Here is a 21466-nt window from a genome sequence, read left to right on the forward strand (position 1 = left end):
TCCGGTCGCGGAGCCGGCCGCCCAGTACCTCCCGCCGGTCGCGGGGCACGCGCCCCCGCACGTCAACGAGGCGGCGACGCAGTTTCTCCCGCCCGTGGGCCCCGGGGCGCTGCCGCCCGAGACGAACGCCGAGGCGACCACGTTCCTGGGCCGGGTGCCGCAGGCGGCCCCCGCCGGGTCCGACGCCGACGCCACGCAGTACATCCCCCCGGTGCCCGGGGGTTCGTACGGCGTACGCCCGGGCGGCGCCGACGACCGTCAGCCGCCCTCCGACTTCGACAACCTCTTCCGCGACGGCCCGGGCGACGGGGCACCTGCCGGTGCCACCCAGCAGCTGCCCCGCATCCCGCCGCAGCAGCAGCACCAGCAGGCTCCGTACGCCGCCCAGCAGCCCCCGTACGGCTTCCGGGCCGCCGCGCCCCACGACCTGGACGACCGGCACGACGGGCGGGGCGGTGGAGGCCGACGTTCGCGGGTGCCCGTCATCGCGGCCCTCGGGATCGGCATCGCCGTCCTCGGCGTCGGCGCCGGCGCCCTGCTGAGCAGCGGAGGCGGGGACAGCGACCAGGACGACGGCAACAAGACCGTCGCGGCGAACTCGGCCGCGCCGGAGGCGTCCGGGTCACCGGCCGCCGACCCGGCGAAGGCGCAGGCCGCCGAACTCGACAAACTGCTCGCCGACAGCAACAGCAGCCGCGACACGGTGATCAAGGCCGTGGCGGACGTCAAGTCCTGCGCCAACCTCGGCCAGGCGGCCACGGACCTGCGCGGCGCCGCCCAGCAGCGCGCCGAGCTGGTCACCAGGCTCTCCACGCTGGCCGTCGACAAACTCCCCGAGCACGCCGAGCTGACCACCGCTCTCACCAAGGCGTGGCAGGCCTCCGAGTCGGCCGACAACCACTACGCGGCCTGGGCCGACCAGGTCGCGGGCAAGAACGGCTGCAAGAAGGGCCAGGCCCGTACGACGAACCAGACCCAGAAGGGCAACCAGCAGAGCGGTATCGCCACCACCCAGAAGGCCAGGGCGGCCGAGCTGTGGAACACGATCGCGAAGACGTACGGCCTGACGGAGCGCCAGTCGACCCAGCTCTGACCCGACGCGTCCGTCCGTGCGGGCCGTGCCGGCCGCGCGTCAGTCGTCCGCGCTCTCCAGCAGCTTCGTCGTGTCGATGAAGCCCTTGCGGGCGGCGACGAGCCGGCCCTCGCGGACGATCTGGAGAGTCACCTGCGAGTTGACCAGGCGCTGGAAGCTGATCACCGAGAGCAGGTCCTCGAACCGCCAGCGCAGCGGCGGGGTGAGGCCGCCGGTGGTGACCTGGAGGCCGTCGTCGAGGGCCCGCCGGACCGTGATCGAGGACACCTCGCCCCCGTCCAGAGACTCGACGACCGCTTTCAGGACGGTGTACGCGATCCAGGTGGTCTGCACACCCGCGTCCTGCGGGTCGATGCGGTTGTCGTCGAAGGCCTCTTCGCTGATGACCTTCTTCATCTCGTCCCAGCGGGCGTCACTGGCCACCGGGTACCAGCCGGTGATGTACGAGCCCTCGTACGGCCCCGACTTGCCGCCGGTCGCGTTGATCACCGTCTGGTCGACGCTGCCGAGCACGGTGGCGGTGCGCACGTCCGGGTAGTCCTCGCGGTTGCGCCGGAAGGAGTCCATGAAGGTGCTGGTACGGTCCCCGAGCGCCGGCACCACACAGCCCTCGCTCTCGCTCCCGGTCTCCGTGTCCGTCGTCCGTTCCAGGGCGAGTTTCGTCTGCGCCGCGTACTCGTTGGCGTCCTCGGAGGCCAGCTGGTCCCGCGCCGGGGCGTGGCCGCCCGCCCGCAGACCGGAGTCGAGGAGCTGGGGCAGCTGGTCGCCCGCGATGGAGTCGGGGCGGACCAGGGCGACGGGACCGCAGACGCTGGCGAGTTCCCTGCCCAGGCCGGCCAGAAGGGCGGGCGAGCCGCCGTTGACCGGGTAGGACATCGGGTTGGTGAACTCGTCGTTGGTGACGCCGTAGCCGCCTATGTAGGGGATTCCGGCGGATGCCAGCGGGCCCAGGAAGGCGTCGCCGAACTGGCTGTAGGAGCCGACGACCGCGACGACGCCCTCGTCGGCCGCGCGCCGGGCGCACTTCGCGGCGGTCACCCGGTCGTTGTGGTCGTTGCAGGTCAAAACCTTGAGCTTGCGCCCGTTGAGGCCGTCCGTGGAGTTGATCCACCGGGCGTACGCCTGCGCCATGGCCGGCATGCCTGGCTTGTTGGTCGCGTCGGTGCCCTCCGGCGCCCAGGTCATGACGGTGATGTCACCGCTCTCCGGACCGTCCGAGGTGCCCGGTACGACCCCGCAGCCGGCGGCGAGCGCCGTGCACACGGCCAGCGCGGCCATGGACCGGTCGAACCGGACTCCGGACCTGGGCCGGGAGGGGGTGCGCCTGAAACTCGTGCGGACGGTGTTGCGGAAGGTGCTGCGGGTGCGTCGCCTGCCGGTCATGGGCATGCACGATTCCGTCACACAGCCAACCCAGGTGTGACCCTTGGTCAACGTCCGGTGACGGGGAGGTGAATTACGGGGGGTGTTGATCTCGATTTCGGGGGGACCGTACGATCGATGACCGTGCAAGGTTCGGAAGACTCTTCCCGTCGCGGCCGTCGCTCCCCCACCATGGGCGGCATGCCACTCAACGACATGCCGTGGTGGCGCTGGCGCAGCAATGTGCGCTCCGCGCTGCACATGCTCTCCGATCCGGCGTTCCAGCGGGACGTCTGGCTGGCCGGCGTCGACGGGTACGGGGACGTCACCGACGCCGTGTACCGCCTGGTCGAGGACACCTGGCTGGACAGCTGGTCCGCCGAGAAATACGTCGGCACGATCTTCCGGGACTCCCAGGAAGCCGCCCTCGTCGACACCGCCGTACTCCGTGTCCTGCGGATCATGCACCAGGTCGGCCCGGACGCACCCGTCTCGGCCTACCTCGACCACGCAGGCTGGCCGGAGGCGGTCCGGGCGGCCCGGGACGCCCACGTACGCCTCGCGGCGAGCGACGGCGAGGAACCGGACACCGCGCCACGCACGCTGGAGACACTCCGGATACTGACGCGCTCGGCATAGCCGCCTCCCAGGCACCCGACTGTTCCGGCCGGCGGACGGAAGTCGGCGGACCGGGGCGGATATGGGACCCTGTCCGGCATGAACGAGCAGTCCGGCCGAGCCGCGGCCCCCGCAGAGCAGCAGCCCGCCGAGCAGTACGTCCTCATCCTCTCCTGCCCCGACAAGCAGGGCATCGTGCACGCCGTGTCGAGCTACCTCTTCATGACCGGCTGCAACATCGAGGACAGTCAGCAGTTCGGCGACCGGGACACGGGACTGTTCTTCATGCGCGTCCACTTCTCGGGCGAGGCGCCGGTGACCGTGGAGAAGCTGCGCGCGAGCTTCGCGGCGATCGGTGACGCCTTCCACATGGAGTGGCAGATCCACCGGGCCGAGGACCGTATGCGGGTCGTCCTGATGGTCAGCAAGTTCGGCCACTGCCTCAACGACCTCCTCTTCCGCGCCCGTATCGGCGCGCTGCCGGTCGACATCGCGGCGGTCGTCTCCAACCACCCGGACTTCGCCGAGCTGGTCGCCTCGTACGACGTCCCCTTCGTCCACATCCCGGTGACGAAGGACACGAAGGCGGAGGCCGAGGCACGGCTGCTGGAGCTGGTGCGCGCGGAGGGCGTGGAGCTGGTGGTCCTGGCCCGCTACATGCAGGTCCTCTCGGACGACCTGTGCAAGCAGCTGAGCGGCCGGATCATCAACATCCACCACTCCTTCCTGCCGAGCTTCAAGGGCGCGAAGCCGTATCACCAGGCCCACGCGCGGGGCGTGAAGCTGATCGGCGCGACGGCCCACTACGTCACGGCCGACCTGGACGAGGGCCCGATCATCGAGCAGGAGGTCGAGCGGGTCGCCCACGACGTCACGCCGGACCAGCTGGTGGCCATCGGCCGCGACGTGGAGTGCCAGGCGCTGGCGCGGGCGGTCAAGTGGCACGCGGAGCGACGGATTCTGCTGAACGGGCGGCGGACTGTGGTGTTCGCGTAGGCAGGGGACAGGTGAACGGCGGCGTGGCACCCGGATCGAGGACCGCGGCAGCCCGGTGGCGGGTGCGGTGGGGCAAGGACGCCAAGGGCCGGTCGCCCTGGACGCGCGGACGTGTGCTCGCGTCACTCGCCGTCCTGACGTCCGCTCTGTCGGTCTTCCATACGGCCGTGCCCAACACCGTCGGCAACCTGGGCAGCCTGCTGGAGGCGTTCCTCCCCTGGCTGGGCCTGGCCGTCCCCGGGCTCCTGGTCCTGGCGCTGCTGCGCCGCTCGGCCACCGCGCTGGTGGCGCTGCTGCTCCCCGTGGCGGTCTGGGCACACCTCTACGGCGGGCTGCTCCTCCCGGGGGCCGGGGCCGGGGGCCGCGGCGCACCCGACCTCACGGCGGTCCAGCACAACGTCAGTGACGAGAACGCCGACCCCGTGGGTACCGCAGAAGCGCTGATCGACGCCGGCCCCGATCTCATCGCGCTGGAGGAGCTGACACCCTCCGCGCTGCCGCTCTACGAGAGGTCCCTGGCACCCGCCTACCCCCACCACGCGGTCGAAGGCACCGTCGGCCTCTGGTCGAAGTACCCGCTGACAGACGTGCGACTGCTGGACATCAGGCCCAGCGGGATCGGAGAGGGCTGGAACCGTGGGTTGCGGGCCGCCGCACGTACACCGTGGGGCGAGGTCGCCGTCCATGTCGCCCACCTGCCCTCGGTCCGCATCCGGCTGACCGGCCTCGATTCCGGCTACCGGGACGAAAGCGCGGGACTGCTGGGCGAGGCCGTCGCCGCCGAGGAGCCGGCCACGGTGATCCTGCTGGGCGACCTCAACGGCACGCTGGACGATCGCGGCCTGGCCCCGGTCACCTCACAGATGAAGTCGTCGGTGCGTAGCTTCGCCTTCAGCTGGCCCGCGGTCTTCCCCGTCTCCCGCATCGACCATGTCATGACCCGCTCGGCGACCGTCACCGACGTCCGGACCCTGCCCGCTACGGGCAGCGATCACCTTCCGGTCGTGGCCGGCATCAGGTTCGCTTCCTGACGGCGCGGAAGACCACACACCGGGTGATGTCAGTGCCTGGCTCTACGGTCTGTTCATGACTCCTGAGATGCGGGACACGTTGAGTCCCTTCCGTGACAAGGCGATTGCGCAGGGCATTTCGGCCGTCCTGACAGCGGCTCCGCCCCGCGTCGACGTCGGACCTCCACCGAGCCAACTTCAGGGGCTGGACGCCGCCCAGGTCGGTGAAAACGATGGCGCGAGTGCGTCGCCTGTCCAGACAGGGAACTCCAGGGCGAGGTGCAGGTGTTCCTCAGCCGCGTCGAGGTCGCCGAGGCGGGAGAGGGACACGGCGGATTCGTGTGCCCATCGGCCGGGCGAGTCGTGCGCGGCCCAGGAGTCACCGGAATCAGTGAGGGAGCGGCTGATGGCGGTTTCGGGAGAACGCGAGATGTCGGGTGGCGGCGCGTCGGTCGTTGTCCTGGGCTGCGGCGTCGGCGCACCCACCGTCGCCTCGACGAGATCGAACGTGCGGGCCTGGCCGGCGAGTTCGACCGCGTCAAGCGTCTCGCCCGCTCCGTCGTGGCTCTCTGCGACCATCACGAGAACCTCACGGAACCGATGTCGTGAGGGCGCACCTACATCCGGCTCAGTGAAGCCGCCGCGAACAGCACGTCCCTGATCGCCTCCCTGTCGCCGTCCTGTCCCGCCGCCGCCTCCTTCGGGGACACATGGCCCGCCGCCAGTTGGCAGAACTCGACCCCGTCCAGGGCTACGTGGGCCACCTCGTGGGCGGCCGAGGGGAGGGCGGCCGGGGAGTCCAGGGGGATCAGCCACTCGCCGCCGCCCGAGCCCTCGATCTCCAGACGGAGGCTGCGGCCGGGCTCACCCGCCGGGACCAGGTGGCGGGTGGTCCGGCCCGGGGAGGCAAGGCCCGCCCGGCGGCGGGCGGCCAGGGCTTCCGGGAGCATTCGGGCCGCGAGGTCGATCATGCCGTGGAGGTAGCGGGGGGCCGGAGGTTCGTAGGGGTAGTCGACCGCCTCCGCGATGTCGCCCGCGTGTAGCCAGCACTCGAAGGCGCGGTCCAGCATCGCGTCGTGCAGCGGCAGTTCGAAGTCGCCGTAGGACACCGGCAGCTTTCCCGAGCCGCCCCCGCGCTCGGCTTCGCTCGCGCGGGAGGTACCCCCGGCCGCGAAGGAGACCGTCCGTACGACGCCGTGGCTCTGCTCCCGCCACGGCACCCGCACCGAACGGGTCGGTGGGAAGTACGAGGCTCGCCAGTACGCCTCCGTACGGCCCGCCGGAGTCGGTGCGACCGGTTTCCTGTGCTCGCCGGTGAGCGGGTCGTCCAGGCCCAGCGCGACCGCGACCAGGCCGTCCACGCTCAGCAGATGCGCGATGACACCGGCGACCGTCGTCCTACGGGTCGTCTGCTCGTCGCCCTCGAACCAGCGCAGCCGCACGGGCGCGTGCCACTCCGCGTCGCCGAAGTCCTGGAGCAGGGCGTCGAGGCGGGCGGTCTCCGCGTCGTACGGAGCCGCCCACTCCGGGACCGGGATGCGCGGCGGGCGGCGGCCGAGGCAGCCCTCCAGGACGCGGGTGCGCAGGGTCGGGTCCAGGTCGAGGGGCTCCGGGCGCTGCAGCAGCTCGACGGCCTCGCGCAGGCGCCGCGCCTCGTCCGCGCAGGCACCGCACTCCCCGAGGTGCTCCTCGACGGCCAGAGTCTCCTCCGGTGTGCAGGCGGCCAGCGCCCACGCTCCGAGCAGCGACCTCAGTACGTCGTGTTCCAGGACGAGGGGTACGAGGGGTACGACGGGCAGGTCCCGCGCGTCGGGCAGGGGGCGGCCCGTGTCCTCCACCGAGGAACGCGGCATCGGTATGCGGGGCGGGCCGTCTCCGGCGCCGGGTGCCGGTCCCCTGCCGGTACCGGCACCGTCGCCTTTTTCGGGGCCCTTGGGGTCGTATCCCTCCAGCTTCTCCCAGTCGTCGTCCTCGTGCCCCGCGCCGCTCACACCGCACCCCCGTGTTCGGGGGGTGCCCCGGGTGTGCCGGTGTCGTGGGCCGTGGACAGGAGTTGGAGGCCGAGGCGGAGGCGGCGGCGGGCCTCGGCCTCCGTGACGCCCAGGTCCGCGGCGGTCTGGCGGTAGTCGCGCCGCTGGAAGTACGCGAGCTCCAGGGCGGCGCGCAGCGGGGCGGGCATGGACGTGACGATGTAGTCGGCGCGGGCGGCGACGGAGGCGCGGCGGATCCTGCGTTCCAGTTCCTCCAGGGAGGCTTTGGAGGAGCCTGGGGCGCCCGCGCAGGTGTCGGCCGGGTCACTGTGGGCCAGCGCCGCCGTCTCCGTCTGGCGCAGGCGCTGTACCGCGAGGCGGTGGGTGAGGGTGGCCAGCCAGGAACGCAGCGGGCCCTGCTTGGGGTCGTACGCGTCGGGGTGCTGCCAGACGTGGGCGAAGACCTCGCGGGTGATGCGGTCGGCGTCCTGCTCGTCTCCGAGGACACGGTGGGCGAGGCCGTGCACGAGCGAGGCGAACCGGTCGTACAGCTCACCGAGCGCGGCTGCCTCCCCGCGCGAGAGCCGCTGCTGCATCCTGCGGTCCCAGCGGGGCGGTGTGTCCCTCTTCGCCATGCGGCCCCCTCACCCCCGTACGTCCCGGTCGTGCCCGTGCCGTGTTCCTGTCCAGGTCCGGCGGCTGCCCACCCTCTCCTCGAATGTAGTCGGCACCTCCGACAGCCCACTTCGCTTTGCGGCATTGTGCGCCCTCCGTAGGGCCACGGATGGTAGAGAACCATCAGAGATCGACCCAACGTGACCTAATTCGCGTCGCTTTCGATCGAACGGGATCACGGGTGACCGAAACAAGTCCCTTGCAAACCGCTTGCAAGCCTCTTGCGATCCAGGCCGAGTCGATGTGCGGTGTTTGAGGGCACGACTATCGGGCAGCCGCGTCGAAAGGAAGCGTAGGGCGGGCTTCCGGTTCTGTCGTTTCTGTCGTTTCTGCCGGATCAGTCGGACGAGTTGAACGAGAGGCGTGATGGTGGCGTTCAAGGTGACCGACGGCGAGCGCGGCGGCTGGACCGTGCTTGAGGTGTCCGGAGAGATGGACCTGGTGACCTCACCGGAGTTGCGTCAGCGGGTGCACGACGCGGTGGCCGAGGGCCGCCACCGCGTCGTCCTCGACCTCTCCGGGGTCGTCTTCTGCGATTCCAGCGGGGTGGGCGTCCTCATCGCCGTCCGCAGGCTGCTGCGCTCCTGCCAGGGCCGGCTGCGGCTGATCCTGCCCGCACAGGACGCCCCCGACAACGCCCAGGCCCACCACGTCAACCGGGTCCTCGGCGCCCTGGGAGTCCGCCGCCTCTTCGACGTCTACGCGGACCTCACCACGGCCACCGACGAGAGCGCGGCCCCCCTCCAGGCGGCCACGCGCGCGTGACGCCGTTGTCGCGGAATTCCCCCAGTCTTGGCACAGGCGCCGTTTTCCTGCCCCGGTTGTCACCTGCGCGTCGTACGCTCCGTGCGAGACGGACCTCGACGCAGAGGTAAGACGCGGACGCCACACGCAGACGTAAGGCAGGCCCGACAGACATGGTCAGCTCCGAGTACGGGCGGAAGATCGCAGCCCGGTTCGCCACCTTCGACCAGGACGGCAACGGCTACATCGACCGGGAGGACTTCAACGTGGCGGCCAAGGCGCTGCTCGCCGAGTTCGGCACCCCCGCCCGGTCGGACAAGGGACAGGCCCTCTACGGCGGCGCCGAGGCCTTCTGGCAGGGCATGGCGGGGATGGCGGACCGGGACGGCGACCAGCGGATCACCCGCGACGAGTTCGTGACCGGCGCCGTGAAGCGGCTGCGTGACAATCCCGGCCGGTTCGCCGAGATCGCCCGCCCCTTCCTGCACGCGGTCCTGGCCGTCGCGGACCTGGACGGCGACGGCGCGGCGACGGTCGGCGACACCGAGCGCGTCCTCAAGGCACTCGGTGTGCCCGAGGACATCGCCGCCGTGGCCGCCGCGACCCTCGACACCGACGCCGACGGCCGGGTCGGCGAGGCGGAGATCATCGACGCGTTCGCCCGCTACTTCACCGTCTCCGACGCGGAGTCCGACACGGGCACCGACTCCGAGTAGCGTTCACGCAGCTTGTACTTGAGCACCTTCCGCAGGGCCTCGTTGCGCGGAAGGGCGTCCACCACCTCCAGCCGCTCCGGCAGCTTGTGTACGGACAGCCCTTCCGAGCGCAGGTACGAGGTCAGCGCGGCCAGGGTCAACTGCCCTGCCCCGTCCGGCTGTTCCGCCGGCTCCACGACCGCGCAGACCAACTCCCCGCGCTCCGTGTCCGGCAGCCCCACCACGGCGACGTCCCGGATGGCCGGATGCGTGTGCAGCAGGTCCTCGATCTCCTTCGCCGAGATGTTCTCGCCCTTGCGGATGATGACGTCCTTGAGCCGCCCGGTGAGCACCAAGTGCCCGCTCCCGGTCAGGAATCCGAGGTCACCGGTGCGCAGAAAGCCGTCCGCGTCGAAGGCTTCGGCGGTCTGCGCGGGGTCGAGATACCCCTGGCACACGGCCTCCCCGCGCAGCCTCACCTCGCCCTCCACCACCCGTATCTCCATGCCCTCCGGCGGTCGCCCCTCCGTCGTCGCCAGGTTCTCGACCGTGTCGTCCGGCGCCCCCATGGTGATCATCGGCACCTCGGTCATCCCGTACCCGTGCGTGAGCTGCACCCCCATCTCGCGTACGACGGAGTGGTAGACCTCCGGCGGCTTCGGCGCCCCGCCGCCCGCGAGCAGCCGCAGGGAGGGGATCACCGCAACGCCCGGCTGCTTGCGCTGCTCGGCGAGGAACATGGAGTAGAAGGCCGTGGACCCGCCGGCCACGGTCACCCCGTGTTCGCGGTACCCCTCCAGTGCGTCCGGCAGTGCGAACTGCTCGAACATCACCGCCGGGAAGCCGTACAGCAGGAGCATGACCGTGTAGTCGGGGCCGGCGATATGCGCGTACGGAAAGGCCATCGAGCCCACGTCGGACTCGGTGAGCCGCAGGGCGTGCGCGAGGCACGAGCCGCCCGCGATGAGCGAACGGTCGGTGTGGAGCACGCCCTTGGGGTCGGAGGTCGTTCCCGAGGTCCAGTAGATCCAGCGGACGGAGGTGCCGTCGGCGGGCGGGGGCGGCAGCGACGACGGGTCCCCGTCGGGGAGTTCGTCGTTGTCGTACGCCTGGAACACTCCCTTGGCCCCGAGCCGCCGCGCCATCTCCGTGTGGTCGAAGCCGCGCCACACGCCCGGCACCGCGAAGAACTCCGCCTTCGACTCCCGTAGCGCGAAGCCCACTTCACGGTCCCGGTAGAAGGGGATGACCGGCGACTGCACGGCGCCCAGGCGGGCCAGCGCGAAGGAGAGCAGGGCGGTCTCGATACGGGTGGGCAGCTGCCAGGCGACGACGGTGCCGGGGCGCACGCCCATGTCGTACAGGCCCGCCGCCACCCGCTCGGAGCGGGCGCGGAGTTCGCCGAAGGTGAGGGAGCGGTCGTCCTGGAGGAGGACGGGCTGGTCGGGGGTGAGTTCGGCGCGCCGGGTCACCAGTTCCCAGAGGGTACGGGCCGAACCCAGGGCGTGTGCGGTGTCGACGAGGTTCACGTGGCCCCCAGTTGCCAGCTGACCAGAAGACGGCCTGACGGACAGTCAGATTGTGCGGGGAGCGTAGGGCTTGGCGCCTTGTCGGTCCATAGGTGCGGGACTAACCTTCTAGGGGGCTGGAACTGACGGACCGTCAGATAATCACCGAACGGCCAGGCGGAGGGGACCCATGACCGAACTGCCCCGCATCATCAGCGTCGACGACCACGTGATCGAACCCGCACACCTCTTCGAGACCTGGCTGCCGGCCAAGTACCGGGACAGGGGACCGAAGCCCTTCACCGCCGGAATCGGTGAACTCGCCTACGTGGGCGGCAAGTACCGGATCACGACCGACCCCGAGGGCCCGGTCACCGACTGGTGGCAGTACGAGGACCTGCAGTTCCCGTACAAGCGGATCATCGCCGCCGTCGGGTTCTCCCGGGACGAGATGACCCTCGACGGCATCACCCGCGAACAGATGCGGCGCGGCTGCTGGGACCCGAAGGCCCGGCTCGCCGACATGGACCTCAACCATGTCGAGGGCTCACTCTGCTTCCCCACCTTCCCGCGGTTCTGCGGGCAGACCTTCGCCGAGGCGCAGGACAAGGAGGTCGCCCTGGCGTGCGTGCGCGCCTACAACGACTGGATGGTGGAGGAGTGGTGCGGCGACAGCGGCGGCCGGCTGATCCCGCTGTGCCTGATCCCGCTGTGGGACATCGAGTTGGCGGTCGCGGAGATCCGGCGCAACGCCGCACGCGGAGTGCGGGCGGTGACGTTCTCGGAGATCCCGACGCACCTCGGGCTGCCGTCGATCCACTCCGGCTACTGGGACCCGTTCTTCGCGGTGTGCGAGGAGACCGGGACGGTCGTCAACATGCACATCGGCAGCAGCAGCCAGATGCCCGCCGCCTCCCCGGACGCACCGCCCGCGGTCCAGGCCGCGCTGAGCTTCAACAACGCGATGGCGTCGATGATGGACTTCCTGTTCAGCGGGGTGCTGGTGAGGTTTCCGGCGCTCAAACTCGCCTACAGCGAAGGGCAGATGGGCTGGATCCCGTACGCCCTGGAGCGCGCCGACGACGTGTGGGAGGAGCATCGCGCCTGGGGCGGGGTCAGGGACCTGATCCCGGAGCCGCCCTCGACGTACTACTACCGGCAGATCTTCTGCTGCTTCTTCCGCGACAAGCACGGAGTCGCCTCACTGGACGTCGTCGGCCGCGACAACGCCACCTTCGAGACCGACTACCCGCACGTCGACTCGACCTTCCCGCACACCAAGGAGGTCGCTCTCGACCATGTGAAGGGCCTCGACGCCGAGACCGTCTACAAGCTGATGCGCGGCAACGCGATCCGCATGCTCCAACTCGATCTGGACCGGGACCGTTAGTGGATCTCACGGACACGCCCCAAGAGGCGGAATTCCGGGCTCGGTTGAGGGAGTGGCTGGGCAAGGCCCTGCCCTCCCTGCCGCCGAGGCCCTCGCCCGACGACTGGCCCGGGCGGCGCGCGTACGACCTCGGCTGGCAGCGGACGCTGTACGACGCCGGGTACGGCGAAGTCCACTGGGGCGCCGACCCCGCCGTACGGATGATCTTCCTGGAGGAGACCGAGAAGGCCGGCGCGCCCTATGTGGGCGCGAACTTCGTCGGGCTGCTGCACGCCGGGCCGACCGTCGCCGCCGAGGGGAGCGACGAACAGCGGGCGCGCTGGCTGCCGCCCGTGCTGCGCGGCGAGGAGGTCTGGTGCCAGGGGTTCAGCGAACCGGACGCCGGTTCCGACCTCGCGGCGCTGCGCACGCGCGCGTGGCGGGACGGCGACGACTATGTGGTGAGCGGCTCCAAGATCTGGACCTCGCACGCCGAAGTCGCCGACTGGTGCGAGCTGTTGGTGCGCACCGACCTGGACGCGCCCAAGCACCGCGGGATCACCTGGCTGGCCATGCCCATGGACGCGCCGGGCATCACCGTACGGCCGCTGCGCACGCTCGCCGGGTCGGACGAGTTCGCCGAGGTCTTCCTCGACGAGGTCCGGGTGCCGGTCGCCAACCGGGTCGGAGAGGAGAACGACGGCTGGCGCGTGACCATGGTGACGCTGTCCTTCGAACGCGGTACGGCGTTCGTCGGGGAGGTGGTGGCCTGTCGCCGGGTCCTCGGTGAACTCGCCCTGGCCGCACGGGAGAACGGACGCTGGGAGGACCCCGTACTCCGGCGCCGGCTCGGACGGCTGAACGCCGAGTTCCGGGCACTGTGGCGACTCACGCAGTGGAACGTGAGCAAGTCCGTTCCCGGGGTCGGCGGGTCGGTCTTCAAACTGCGGTACTCCCACGCCCGGCAGGAGTTGTACGAGGCGGCGGCAGAGGTGCTGGGGGACTGGGCCGCGCTGGATCTCGACCGGCCCTGGGTGCTCGACCGGCTGTCCTCGCTGTCCTACACCATCGCCGCCGGCACCTCCCAGATCCAGCACAGCATCGTGGCCGAACGCGTTCTCGGGCTGCCGAAAGGGCGGTGACATCGCACATGCGCTTCCAACTCACCGAAGACCAGCGGGCGTTGCGGGATGGTGTACGGGGGCTGCTGGCGGGGCGGTTCGGGCGCGAGCGGCTGCGGGCGGCCATGGAGACCGCGGAAGCCGCGCCCGAGCTGGATCGGGGGCTGTGGCGGGAGCTGGGCGCCGCCGGGTTCTTCTCGCTGCGGTTGCCGGAGGCGGCGGGCGGGGTCGGACTGGGGCTGCCCGAGGCGGTGCTGGCGTTCGAGGAGGCGGGGCGCGTGCTGCTGCCCGGCCCGCTGATCGCCACGCATCTCGCGGCGGGGGTGGTGCCGGGCGCGGCGACGGGGGAGGCGGTGGTCACCGTCGTCGACGGTGGCGGGGTGGTGGAGTGGCTGGGGGCGGCCGACGTCGTACGAGGGGATGCCGCGGGGGCGGTACCGGTGCGGTCGGTGGATCCGCTCACGCCACTGCACCGGGCGGCCGAGCCGGACTCCGACGCCTGTCCGGACGTACTCCTGACCTCGCTGCTCACCGCCGCCGAACAGCTCGGCACCGCCGCCCGGGTGTGCGAGCTGGCTGTCCAACACGCCCGGACCCGTGAGCAGTTCGGACGCCCGATCGGGGCCTTCCAGGCGGTGCAGCAGCTGTGTGCCGGGATGCTGGTGCGGGTCGAGGTGGCGCGGGCGGCGGTGTACGCGGCTGCCGTCACCGTCCATCCGGCGGACGTCGCGGCGGCCCGGCTGCTCGCCGACGAGGCCGCTGTGCGCGGCGCCCGCGACTGCCTCCAGGTACACGGAGGGATGGGCTTCACCTGGGAGTCGGACGTCCATCTGTATCTGAAGCGGGCATGGGTACGGGCCCGGCGCCCCGGTTCGGTGACGGAGTGTGAGGAGTTGCTCGCCGCCGAGTTACTGACCGAGGCGTGATGGAGAGGGCCGGGGGACGTGGTCGGCTGCGGAGGGCCCGAGTTGTGTCGCGGATCGTGGCGTGATGGAAATGTGATCGAAGTGTGCTGAGATCACGCAGCGTCGATACCGGGTTGTGTCCTTCGCGTGACTCGTCACGGCCTGGAGTCGCGTGTTCGCTCCGGTACCTTCTGTGGGATGCGAGTGGTTCCGAGGTCGAGCCGTCCCGGTGTTGCCCCTGAGGCGGCCCCGGATCCGGCAGTGCGCGCCGCTCGCGGGGCGGTTCGGAGTTCCGTACCCGCCTGTTCGACTTCCCGGGGCGAGCGTCGCACAGTATGCCGCAGGCGTACTCCTTCGCGTTGGAATATGCCTGAAGCGCTTGTTCGCGTGACTGTACGTCAACCATGCTTTCTCGTAAGGGACTCACGTTCTGTGATTCCTGATCTGGCCATGGGCCCAGCCGTTGTTCTGGGCATGCGGAAAATGGCTACGATCGTGGCCCTCGTGCGGCGCGGGGCGATGTGTCCGCCGGTTCGGATGGTGTGAGCGGTGCAGGTGCTTCAAGTGCAGCTGGAGATCCGGCCCGACCCCGCTGAGGTGGGGCGGGCCCGGAGATGGGTGCGGTCGCGGCTTGCCGGGTCCGGGGTGGCGGACGACGAGCCGCTGGCCGAGACGCTGGTTCTTCTCGTCTCCGAACTGGTGACCAACGCGGTGGTGCACACCGGGTGTCCGGCCGTGCTCCGGCTGTCGTTCCAGGGCGTGTGCGGTGCGCAGCCCGGCGCACAGGGTGTGGCCGCCGGGATGGTCCGGCTGGAGGTCGCCGACCTGAGCGCCTGTCCGCCCGCGCCCCGGTATGCCGACCGTGACGAGACCAACGGGCGCGGGCTGGAGCTGGTCGACGGGCTCGCCGACCGGTGGGGGTGGAGCCCCGAGGGCGTCGGCAAGCGGATCTGGTGCGAACTGGACCGCTGTCCGGCCCCGGCCCCGTGCGGAGGTGGAAACGCTGTCGCCGCCACGGCCGCCACCACCGCCTCCGCGTACGGGGGCATGGCGGCGTACGAAGCCGTCTGACGGGACGCCCTGTCGCCGTGGCGCTCGACGGGGCACGGTTGCAGAAACGGCGGCGTTTTCGGGCCGGGTGTGGTGCGGTGCGCCGGGGTGTGCCCCTGTGCGCGGCTCTCGCAAATAGGGCGTAAGTGATAAATCCCCGAACGGGTGTTGACGTGACGTGACCACTTGAACACGCTTGTGGTGAGCGCGATTCGCCGCGAGGGGACGGCGAGGGTTTCGGTGACGGGGGCCCTCGGCGAGTGCGGGTCGTGGTTCGGCGTCTGGCTCCCTCAGGGTCACGGGGAGCGGGGTGGGAACGCCGAAGGCGGGCGGCGGTGCGCGATGTGCCGTACTTGGGGTGGGCGATGGCGCGCCGCCGGCCGGCCGACAGGGGCTAGAGGACCGCCACGGGCGCCACGGGACTGCCCGTGGCGCCCGTGAACGGTTCCGGGGTCGCCGACAGCAGGAACTCGTACCGGTTTTCTTGTCCACAGGCTGTGGACAACTTTTCGAGATTCCAGTTCTGGCCCTGCGGCATCCCCATCTCCACCAGGTCGAGCGCATGGACGGGCATCCAGAGATCATCCGATTCCGGTGGAAAGATCTCAAAGGTGAGCGTGTCGTTCGCGACAGCCGCGACATCCCGGGCGTGGAACCACTCCGGCGTACGGATCGACAGCCCGGGCGAGGGGTACGTGTACCCGTGCTTGTCGCCGCCCAGGTACACCTGGATCTGCCCGGTCCGTACGAGCACGATGTCACCGGCTCGTACACGTGTTCCGGAGAGTTCCTCTGCCGCGTCCAGGTCCTCCGGGGTGACCGCGTGTCCCCCGTCGAGCCGGTCGACGCCCCGGGCGCGGGCCACGTCCAGCAGCACCCCGCGCGAGACGACGTGCCGCGCCTTGTCGATGCCGGCGAACCCGGCACCGGAGTGGGCGGTGATCGTGTCCGCCGGGCGGCCGTTGTAGAGCCTCCCGGAGTGGGAGGCGTGGGCGAGGGCGTCCCAGTGGGTCGCGCACTGGAGCCCCAGGGTCGCGATGTCGTCGCTGGTCGCGACCGTCCCGCCGCCCGGCGGCCCGAACAGCTCCTGGTTGATCTGGATCATGGCGTGCACGGGGTTCAGCCGGCCCGGAATCGCCCCGGTCTGGACGCCGTCCTGCTGGAGGGGGAGGGCGAGGGGGACGCGGTGACCGGTGCGGACGGTCGCGGCGGCCTCGCGTACGACGGCGTCGGTGATGAGGTTGAGGGTGCCGATCTCGTCGTCCGCCCCCCAACGCCCCCAGTTGTTCACGTGTTTGGCGATGGCGTGGAACTCGGCCGGCAATGACATGAGTCCGGTCCTTCCTGGAGTCCGGTCCCTCCCGGGGCTTGCCTCCGGATATCTGACGGGACATAAAATCTAACGGTCCGTCAGAAACCGCGGGAAGGGGCCGGGCATGGGGAACTTCTTGGCAGGCAAGGTGGTCGCCGTGACGGGCGCGGGGAGGGGCATCGGGCGGGCGGTGGCCCTCGCGGCCGCCGCCGAGGGGGCGCGGGTCGTCGTCAACGACTACGGGGTCTCCATCGACGGCGCCTCGCCGACGAGCGAGGTCGCCGAGAGCATCGTCAAGGAGATCGAGGCGGCGGGCGGGGACGCGGTCGCGGTGGCCGACGACGTGTCCACGATGGCCGGCGGCCAGCGGGTCGTCGACGTGGCCCTGTCGTCGTACGGACGCCTCGACGGGGTCGTGTGCGTCGCCGGGATCCTGCGCGAGCGAATGTTGTTCAACATGTCCGAGGAGGAGTGGGATCCGGTGCTCGCCACTCATCTGAAGGGAACGTTCACGGTGTTCCGGGCAGCCTCGGCGGTGATGCGACAGCAGCGGACGGGGACGCTGATCGGGTTCACCAGCGGAAACCACCAGGGGTCGGTGTCCCAGGCCAACTACAGCGCGGCCAAGGGCGGGATCATCTCGCTCGTGCGGAGCGCCGCGCTGGGGCTGCACAAGTACGGGGTGAGCGCGAACGCGGTGGCGCCGGTCGCCCGTACGCGGATGTCGGCCAACGTGCCCATGGAGCTGGCGGAGATCGGGGAGCCGGAGGACGTGGCCGCGTTGGTGGTGTACCTGCTCTCCGAGAAGGCCCGGGAGCAGGCGATCACCGGGCAGGTGTACACGGTCGCCGGGCCGAAGATCGCGGTGTGGGCGCAGCCTCGGGAGCTGCGGGCCGCGTATGCCTCCGGCGGGTGGACGCCGGAAACGATCGCGGAGTTCCTGCCGGGGTCGGTGGGGGTTGATCCGATGCCGATGCTTTCGCGGTTGGAGCGGATGGAGAAGGCGGCGCGGGATGGATCGCGGCCGAACGCCCAGTAGCTCGGGGTGCGTGTGTTGTCCGGCGGCTGCGGGCCGTCCGTGGCTTGTCGCGCCCACGCGGCGGAGCCGCAAATCGGATACAGCCCAGCGCCCCTGGGCGGGTGCGGGCGCCCGGTGTTGAGAGGAGAGGTCTGTGGACTTTGGGTTCAGCGTCGGGGATGAGGAGTTCCGGCAGGAAGCTCGGGCTTGGCTCTGTGCGCATGTCGATGGGGCACTTGAACGGCGTTCCTGGGAGCGGATTCTTGGGAAGGCCGGGTGGATCGGGCTCTCCTGGGGTGAGACCGGGTACGGCAATCGCAGCGCCACTCTCACCCAACAGGTGGCCTGGGCCGAGGAGTACGCGCGGTCGGGGGCGCCGACGCGGTCCGGGCACATCGGGGAGAACCTGCTCGCTCCGACCCTTCTCGCGCACGGCAGCGACGAACAGCGCGCCCGGTTCCTGCCCCCGGTCGCCGCGGGCGAGGAGCTCTGGTGCCAGGGCTACAGCGAGCCCGGCGCCGGCTCGGACCTCGCCGGGGTGAGCACGAAGGCCGAACGGGACGCTGACGGGACGTACCGGATAACCGGCCAGAAGATCTGGACCTCCCTTGCCCAGGAAGCGGACTGGTGCTTTGTGCTCGTCCGTACCGAAGCGGGGTCCGTCCGTCATCGCGGACTCAGTTTTCTGCTCGTACCCATGGACCAGCCGGGGCGGATCGAGGTCCGGCCCATCCGGCAGATGACCGGGACCAGCGACTTCAACGAGGTCTTCTTCGACGGGGCACGCGCGCGCGTGGAGCACGTCGTCGGAGGCGAGGGCGGCGGCTGGGGCGTCGCGATGAGTCTCCTCGGGTTCGAGCGGGGGGTCTCGACACTCGCCCAGCAGATCGGCTTCGCCGGGGAGTTGGGGCGGGTGGTGCGGGCCGCCGTCGACAGCGGGGCGGTGGAGGATCCCGTCGTACGGGAGCGGCTTGTGCGGCAGTGGGCCGAGTTGCGGGTCATGCGCTGGAACGCCCTGCGCACACTGGGGAGTTCGGGGGACGCCGGCGCGCCGAGTGTGGCCAAGCTGCTGTGGGGCGGGTGGCATCAGCGGCTCGGGGAACTGGCCGTGCTGGTGCGGGGCGCGGGGGCCGCCGTGGGGCCGGTGGAGTGGTCGCAGGCGGCGCCGTACGAACTCGACCCCGCGCAACACCTGTTCATGTTCTCCCGGGCCGACACGATCTACGGCGGCTCCGACCAGATCCAGCGCACGATCATCGCCGAGCGCGTGCTCGGTCTGCCGAGGGAGCCCAAGGGGGTCGTCTGATGCGCGGTGTGCTGTTCGACGGGAAGCAGGTCCAGGTCGTCGATGATCTGGAGGTGCGGGCTCCGGGGGCGGGCGAGGTGCTGGTCGCGATCTCGGCGGCGGGGTTGTGCCACAGCGACCTCTCCGTGGTGGACGGGACCATTCCCTTCCCTGTCCCCGTGGTGCTCGGACACGAGGGCGCGGGGGTGGTGGAGGCCGTCGGGGCCGGGGTCGGGCATGTGGTGCCCGGGGATCACGTGGCTCTGTCGACGCTCGCGAACTGCGGTGCGTGCGCGGAGTGCGACCGGGGGCGGCCGACCATGTGCCGGCACGCGATCGGGCGCCCCGGGCAGCCGTTCACCCGGGGCGGGCGGCCGGTGTTCCAGTTCGCGTCCAACTCGGCGTTCGCGGAACGCACGGTGGTGAAGGCCGTTCAGGCGGTACGCATCCCGAAGGACATCCCCCTGCCGTCGGCCGCGCTCATCGGGTGCGGGGTGCTGACCGGCGTGGGCGCGGTGCTCAACCGGGCCCGGGTGGACCGCGGGGACAGCGTCGTGGTGATCGGCACGGGCGGGGTCGGGCTGAACGTCCTCCAGGGCGCGCGGATCGCGGGCGCCCTGCGGATCGTCGCCGTGGACGCGAACCCGGCGAAGGAGGCGGTGGCGCGGCGGTTCGGCGCGACCGGCTTCCTGACGTCGACGGAAGGGGTACGGGACGTGCTTCCTACGGGCGCGGACCATGTCTTCGAGTGCGTCGGGCGCGTCGAACTCGTACGGCAGGCCATCGACCTGCTGGACCGGCACGGCCAGGCGGTCCTGCTCGGCGTACCGCCCGCGACCGCCGAGGCGTCCTTCCTCGTCTCGTCGATGTACCTCGACAAGTCGATCCTGGGCTGCCGCTACGGGTCCTCGCGGCCGCAGCGGGACATCGCGCTGTACGCCGAGCTGTACCGCGAAGGGCGGTTGCTGCTCGACGAGTTGGTGACGGCGACGTACCCGGTCGAGGACTTCGAGAAGGCGATGGGGGACGCGGAGGCGGGGCGGGTGGCCCGGGGGGTGCTGACGTTCTGAGTCGGGGCGGCTGGCTTTCCGGCCGTGCCCGCGTGCGCTCCCACATGCGGGGGCGTTGTGCGCGGCTGCGGCGCTGATGGCGCTGGTGATACGGCGGCGGCCGGTCGGTCCGGGGGAAGGCCGGCGGCTCTGAGCCAGATCAGAGCTAGATCAGGAACCCGGTCGGCATCGCCCGTCCGTACAGTTCCGCGAGACCGATCAGCAGGACTCCGCCGCGTGCGGCCTCAGTCCGCAGGGCTTCGCTGAAACCTGCCGCGCTGAAGCATGCCAACCCGCACTGCGAGGTGTCCATGCCCCGTCCGGCGAGCAGTTCTCTCGCCCGGCTCAGGCGCTCAAGGTGAGCGAGGCCCATGACCGTGCCCCATTTCGCCTCGCCGAGGAGAGAGACCGAGGGACGGTTTCCGCCGGACCCCTGCTCGACCACGGCCACGTCGACCTGGATCTGACGGCGTTGCTTCGGATCGGTCACGACACCGCTGGCCACCTCGCCCAGAGACGTGCTCAGCATCGAGCGCCCGGGACCCATCACGTATTCACGGCACACCGCCTCGAAGTGCGGACCGGCCACCTGCGCGGCGAAGCGTTCCCCGGCCTGCGCCCACACCTCCGCCGCCTGGCCGACTTCCAGCCGGGTCCATGCGGGGCGCATGACGGCTTCGTAGAAGTTGATCAGGGGCTCGGTGACGCGGTACTGCGATTTCCCCGCCCGGAAGATGTCGGCCTCTCTAACCAGGAGATGGCTGTCTTCCAGCACGTTCAGGGGATGGGAGATGTCGACGGACTTCCGGCCGATGTAGCTCGCGATGCCCCCTCGTGTCGCATTGCCCTGCGCCACGGCCGCCAGTACGGAGTGGTAGAGCGCCGTGTCGCGAATGTCCGCCTCCTCGGCGAGGAGGTACCGCGCTTCGCGAAAGAGGGGGCTGTACGGGGAGAGGACCGTGCGACAGATCCAGTCGTCGAAGTCGTCCAGGCTCATGGGAACGTCGTCGGCCAGGAACTGGCGGCGGTAGGCGGGGGTGCCGCCGACCACGGTGTGCAGCCGGGCCGCGAGCGCGGGATCGGACGTCGCCCCCCAGAAGTCCGCCGCCGCCCGGTACCCGAACGGCCGAACGACGAGTTCGAGCTGTGCCCGTCCCCGCAGGGGAGCGTTGCTGGCCAGCAGCCCGCCCATGACGGACATGGCCGACCCGCACAGGAGCAGCCGCGCACGGCTCTCCTCCACCTGGAAGCGGTCGATCTCCCGCTGGATGAGCGAAGGGAGTTCCGGAGCCACCTTGGCGAGATACGGGAACTCGTCGATGACGACCAGGAAGGGGTCGCCCGCCGCGGCCGGACTCCCGGCAGTCCGCTGTCCGGGCGTGGCGAGCCCGAAGAGATACGTGATCGCGTGATCCCAGGTGGCGAAGGAAAAGTGCGCGGGGGAACCGACATGCTCGGCCAGCGCGGCGCTGAACTGGCGGAGCGACTCGGCCTCGGTCCCGGCCGTGGCCCCGAAGTAGAAGCCCCCGTACTGCTCGACGAGTGCCCGCAGGAGATAGGTCTTGCCCATACGCCGCCTACCGCTGACGATCCCGAGCCCGGCGTGGGGTACGGGCCGGCTCGCGAAGGCGGTGAGCGCGTCCCATTCTGGGCCGCGGTCGAAAACCCGCGACGGCTTGGGGGGGG

Annotated in this window: 19 protein-coding genes and 1 pseudogene; 13 read left to right on the forward strand and 7 right to left on the reverse strand. The window is 70.8% G+C overall.

The features are described 5' to 3' along the window. Positions 1-1093 (forward strand): annotated as a pseudogene (locus RB628_RS00145) (hypothetical protein); the annotation flags it as partial. 39 nt (positions 1094-1132) lie between these two features. Here RB628_RS00145 and RB628_RS00150 read toward each other — a convergent pair. Beyond that, positions 1133-2476 (reverse strand): ABC transporter substrate-binding protein, encoded by a 1344-nt coding sequence (locus RB628_RS00150; protein WP_318318136.1) that lies wholly within the window; start codon positions 2474-2476, stop codon positions 1133-1135. A 117-nt stretch (positions 2477-2593) separates the two neighbouring features. On the opposite strand from RB628_RS00150, the gene RB628_RS00155 reads away from it, so the two are divergent. The 3 genes from RB628_RS00155 to RB628_RS00165 all read left to right on the forward strand — a co-directional run bounded on the left by RB628_RS00155 (position 2594) and on the right by RB628_RS00165 (position 5100). Further along, positions 2594-3094: an SCO4402 family protein gene (locus tag RB628_RS00155; RefSeq protein WP_318318137.1), complete on the forward strand. Its 501-nt coding sequence runs from the start codon at positions 2594-2596 to the stop codon at positions 3092-3094. A gap of 78 nt (positions 3095-3172) precedes the next feature. Next, on the forward strand, positions 3173-4069 hold the full coding sequence (purU, locus tag RB628_RS00160) for a formyltetrahydrofolate deformylase (protein ID WP_318318138.1): 897 nt from the start codon (positions 3173-3175) through the stop codon (positions 4067-4069). Positions 4070-4131: 62 nt separating this feature from the next. Next, positions 4132-5100 (forward strand): endonuclease/exonuclease/phosphatase family protein, encoded by a 969-nt coding sequence (locus RB628_RS00165; protein WP_412180569.1) that lies wholly within the window; start codon positions 4132-4134, stop codon positions 5098-5100. A gap of 177 nt (positions 5101-5277) precedes the next feature. On the opposite strand, the gene RB628_RS00170 is transcribed toward RB628_RS00165, so the two are convergent. From RB628_RS00170 to RB628_RS00180, 3 genes are read right to left on the reverse strand one after another with little or no spacing between them, the layout of a single operon-like run. Further along, positions 5278-5658 (reverse strand): hypothetical protein, encoded by a 381-nt coding sequence (locus tag RB628_RS00170; RefSeq protein WP_318318139.1) that lies wholly within the window; start codon positions 5656-5658, stop codon positions 5278-5280. Positions 5659-5696: 38 nt separating this feature from the next. Beyond that, positions 5697-7070 carry a zf-HC2 domain-containing protein gene (locus RB628_RS00175; RefSeq protein WP_318318140.1) on the reverse strand — a complete coding sequence of 458 codons (1374 nt, stop codon included), beginning with the start codon at positions 7068-7070 and terminating at the stop codon, positions 5697-5699. Then, positions 7067-7684, reverse strand: coding sequence for a sigma-70 family RNA polymerase sigma factor (locus RB628_RS00180; protein ID WP_318318141.1), 618 nt, complete (start codon positions 7682-7684; stop codon positions 7067-7069). The genes RB628_RS00175 and RB628_RS00180 overlap by 4 nt, the downstream gene beginning before the upstream one ends. Positions 7685-8087: 403 nt before the next feature. Here RB628_RS00180 and RB628_RS00185 point away from each other — a divergent pair, with 403 nt between their 5' ends. Next, a complete protein-coding gene (locus RB628_RS00185) occupies positions 8088-8489 on the forward strand; it encodes an STAS domain-containing protein (protein WP_318318142.1) in 402 nt (133 codons plus the stop codon). Between the two features lie 152 nt (positions 8490-8641). Further along, entirely contained in the window at positions 8642-9184 is a 543-nt protein-coding gene (locus RB628_RS00190; RefSeq protein WP_318318143.1) for an EF-hand domain-containing protein, read from the forward strand. On the opposite strand, the gene RB628_RS00195 is transcribed toward RB628_RS00190, so the two are convergent. After that, positions 9133-10692: a class I adenylate-forming enzyme family protein gene (locus RB628_RS00195; protein ID WP_318318144.1), complete on the reverse strand. Its 1560-nt coding sequence runs from the start codon at positions 10690-10692 to the stop codon at positions 9133-9135. The two genes, RB628_RS00190 and RB628_RS00195, sit on opposite strands and share 52 nt — an antisense overlap. 169 nt (positions 10693-10861) lie before the next feature. On the opposite strand from RB628_RS00195, the gene RB628_RS00200 reads away from it, so the two are divergent. The 4 genes from RB628_RS00200 to RB628_RS00215 all read left to right on the forward strand — a co-directional run bounded on the left by RB628_RS00200 (position 10862) and on the right by RB628_RS00215 (position 15137). Continuing rightward, positions 10862-12061 carry an amidohydrolase family protein gene (locus RB628_RS00200; RefSeq protein WP_318318145.1) on the forward strand — a complete coding sequence of 400 codons (1200 nt, stop codon included), beginning with the start codon at positions 10862-10864 and terminating at the stop codon, positions 12059-12061. After that, complete coding sequence (locus RB628_RS00205; RefSeq protein WP_318318146.1) at positions 12061-13182, forward strand: acyl-CoA dehydrogenase family protein; 1122 nt, start codon at positions 12061-12063, stop codon at positions 13180-13182. Before RB628_RS00200 ends, RB628_RS00205 begins: the two co-directional genes overlap by 1 nt. 8 nt (positions 13183-13190) lie before the next feature. Next, entirely contained in the window at positions 13191-14087 is an 897-nt protein-coding gene (locus tag RB628_RS00210; RefSeq protein WP_318318147.1) for an acyl-CoA dehydrogenase family protein, read from the forward strand. A gap of 528 nt (positions 14088-14615) precedes the next feature. Continuing rightward, entirely contained in the window at positions 14616-15137 is a 522-nt protein-coding gene (locus RB628_RS00215; RefSeq protein WP_318318148.1) for an ATP-binding protein, read from the forward strand. Positions 15138-15510: 373 nt separating this feature from the next. Here RB628_RS00215 and RB628_RS00220 read toward each other — a convergent pair whose 3' ends face one another. Further along, entirely contained in the window at positions 15511-16446 is a 936-nt protein-coding gene (locus RB628_RS00220; protein WP_318318149.1) for a cyclase family protein, read from the reverse strand. A 106-nt stretch (positions 16447-16552) separates the two neighbouring features. Between RB628_RS00220 and RB628_RS00225 the strand changes: the two genes are divergently transcribed. The 3 genes from RB628_RS00225 to RB628_RS00235 all read left to right on the forward strand — a co-directional run bounded on the left by RB628_RS00225 (position 16553) and on the right by RB628_RS00235 (position 19801). Further along, positions 16553-17467, forward strand: a complete 915-nt coding sequence (locus RB628_RS00225) for an SDR family NAD(P)-dependent oxidoreductase (protein WP_318318150.1) — start codon at positions 16553-16555, stop codon at positions 17465-17467. Between the two features lie 133 nt (positions 17468-17600). After that, the gene (locus tag RB628_RS00230) at positions 17601-18752 is read left to right on the forward strand and encodes an acyl-CoA dehydrogenase family protein (RefSeq protein WP_318318151.1); all 1152 of its coding nucleotides are present in this window, start codon (positions 17601-17603) and stop codon (positions 18750-18752) included. Beyond that, positions 18752-19801 (forward strand): alcohol dehydrogenase catalytic domain-containing protein, encoded by a 1050-nt coding sequence (locus tag RB628_RS00235; RefSeq protein WP_318318152.1) that lies wholly within the window; start codon positions 18752-18754, stop codon positions 19799-19801. Before RB628_RS00230 ends, RB628_RS00235 begins: the two co-directional genes overlap by 1 nt. A 145-nt stretch (positions 19802-19946) precedes the next feature. Here the strand turns inward: RB628_RS00235 and RB628_RS00240 are convergent, their stop codons facing one another. Further along, positions 19947-21350 carry an AAA family ATPase gene (locus tag RB628_RS00240; protein ID WP_412180570.1) on the reverse strand — a complete coding sequence of 468 codons (1404 nt, stop codon included), beginning with the start codon at positions 21348-21350 and terminating at the stop codon, positions 19947-19949. Positions 21351-21466: the final 116 nt, after the last annotated feature.

The organism is Streptomyces sp. ADMS, assembly GCF_033441795.1.
GTDB lineage: Bacteria > Actinomycetota > Actinomycetes > Streptomycetales > Streptomycetaceae > Streptomyces.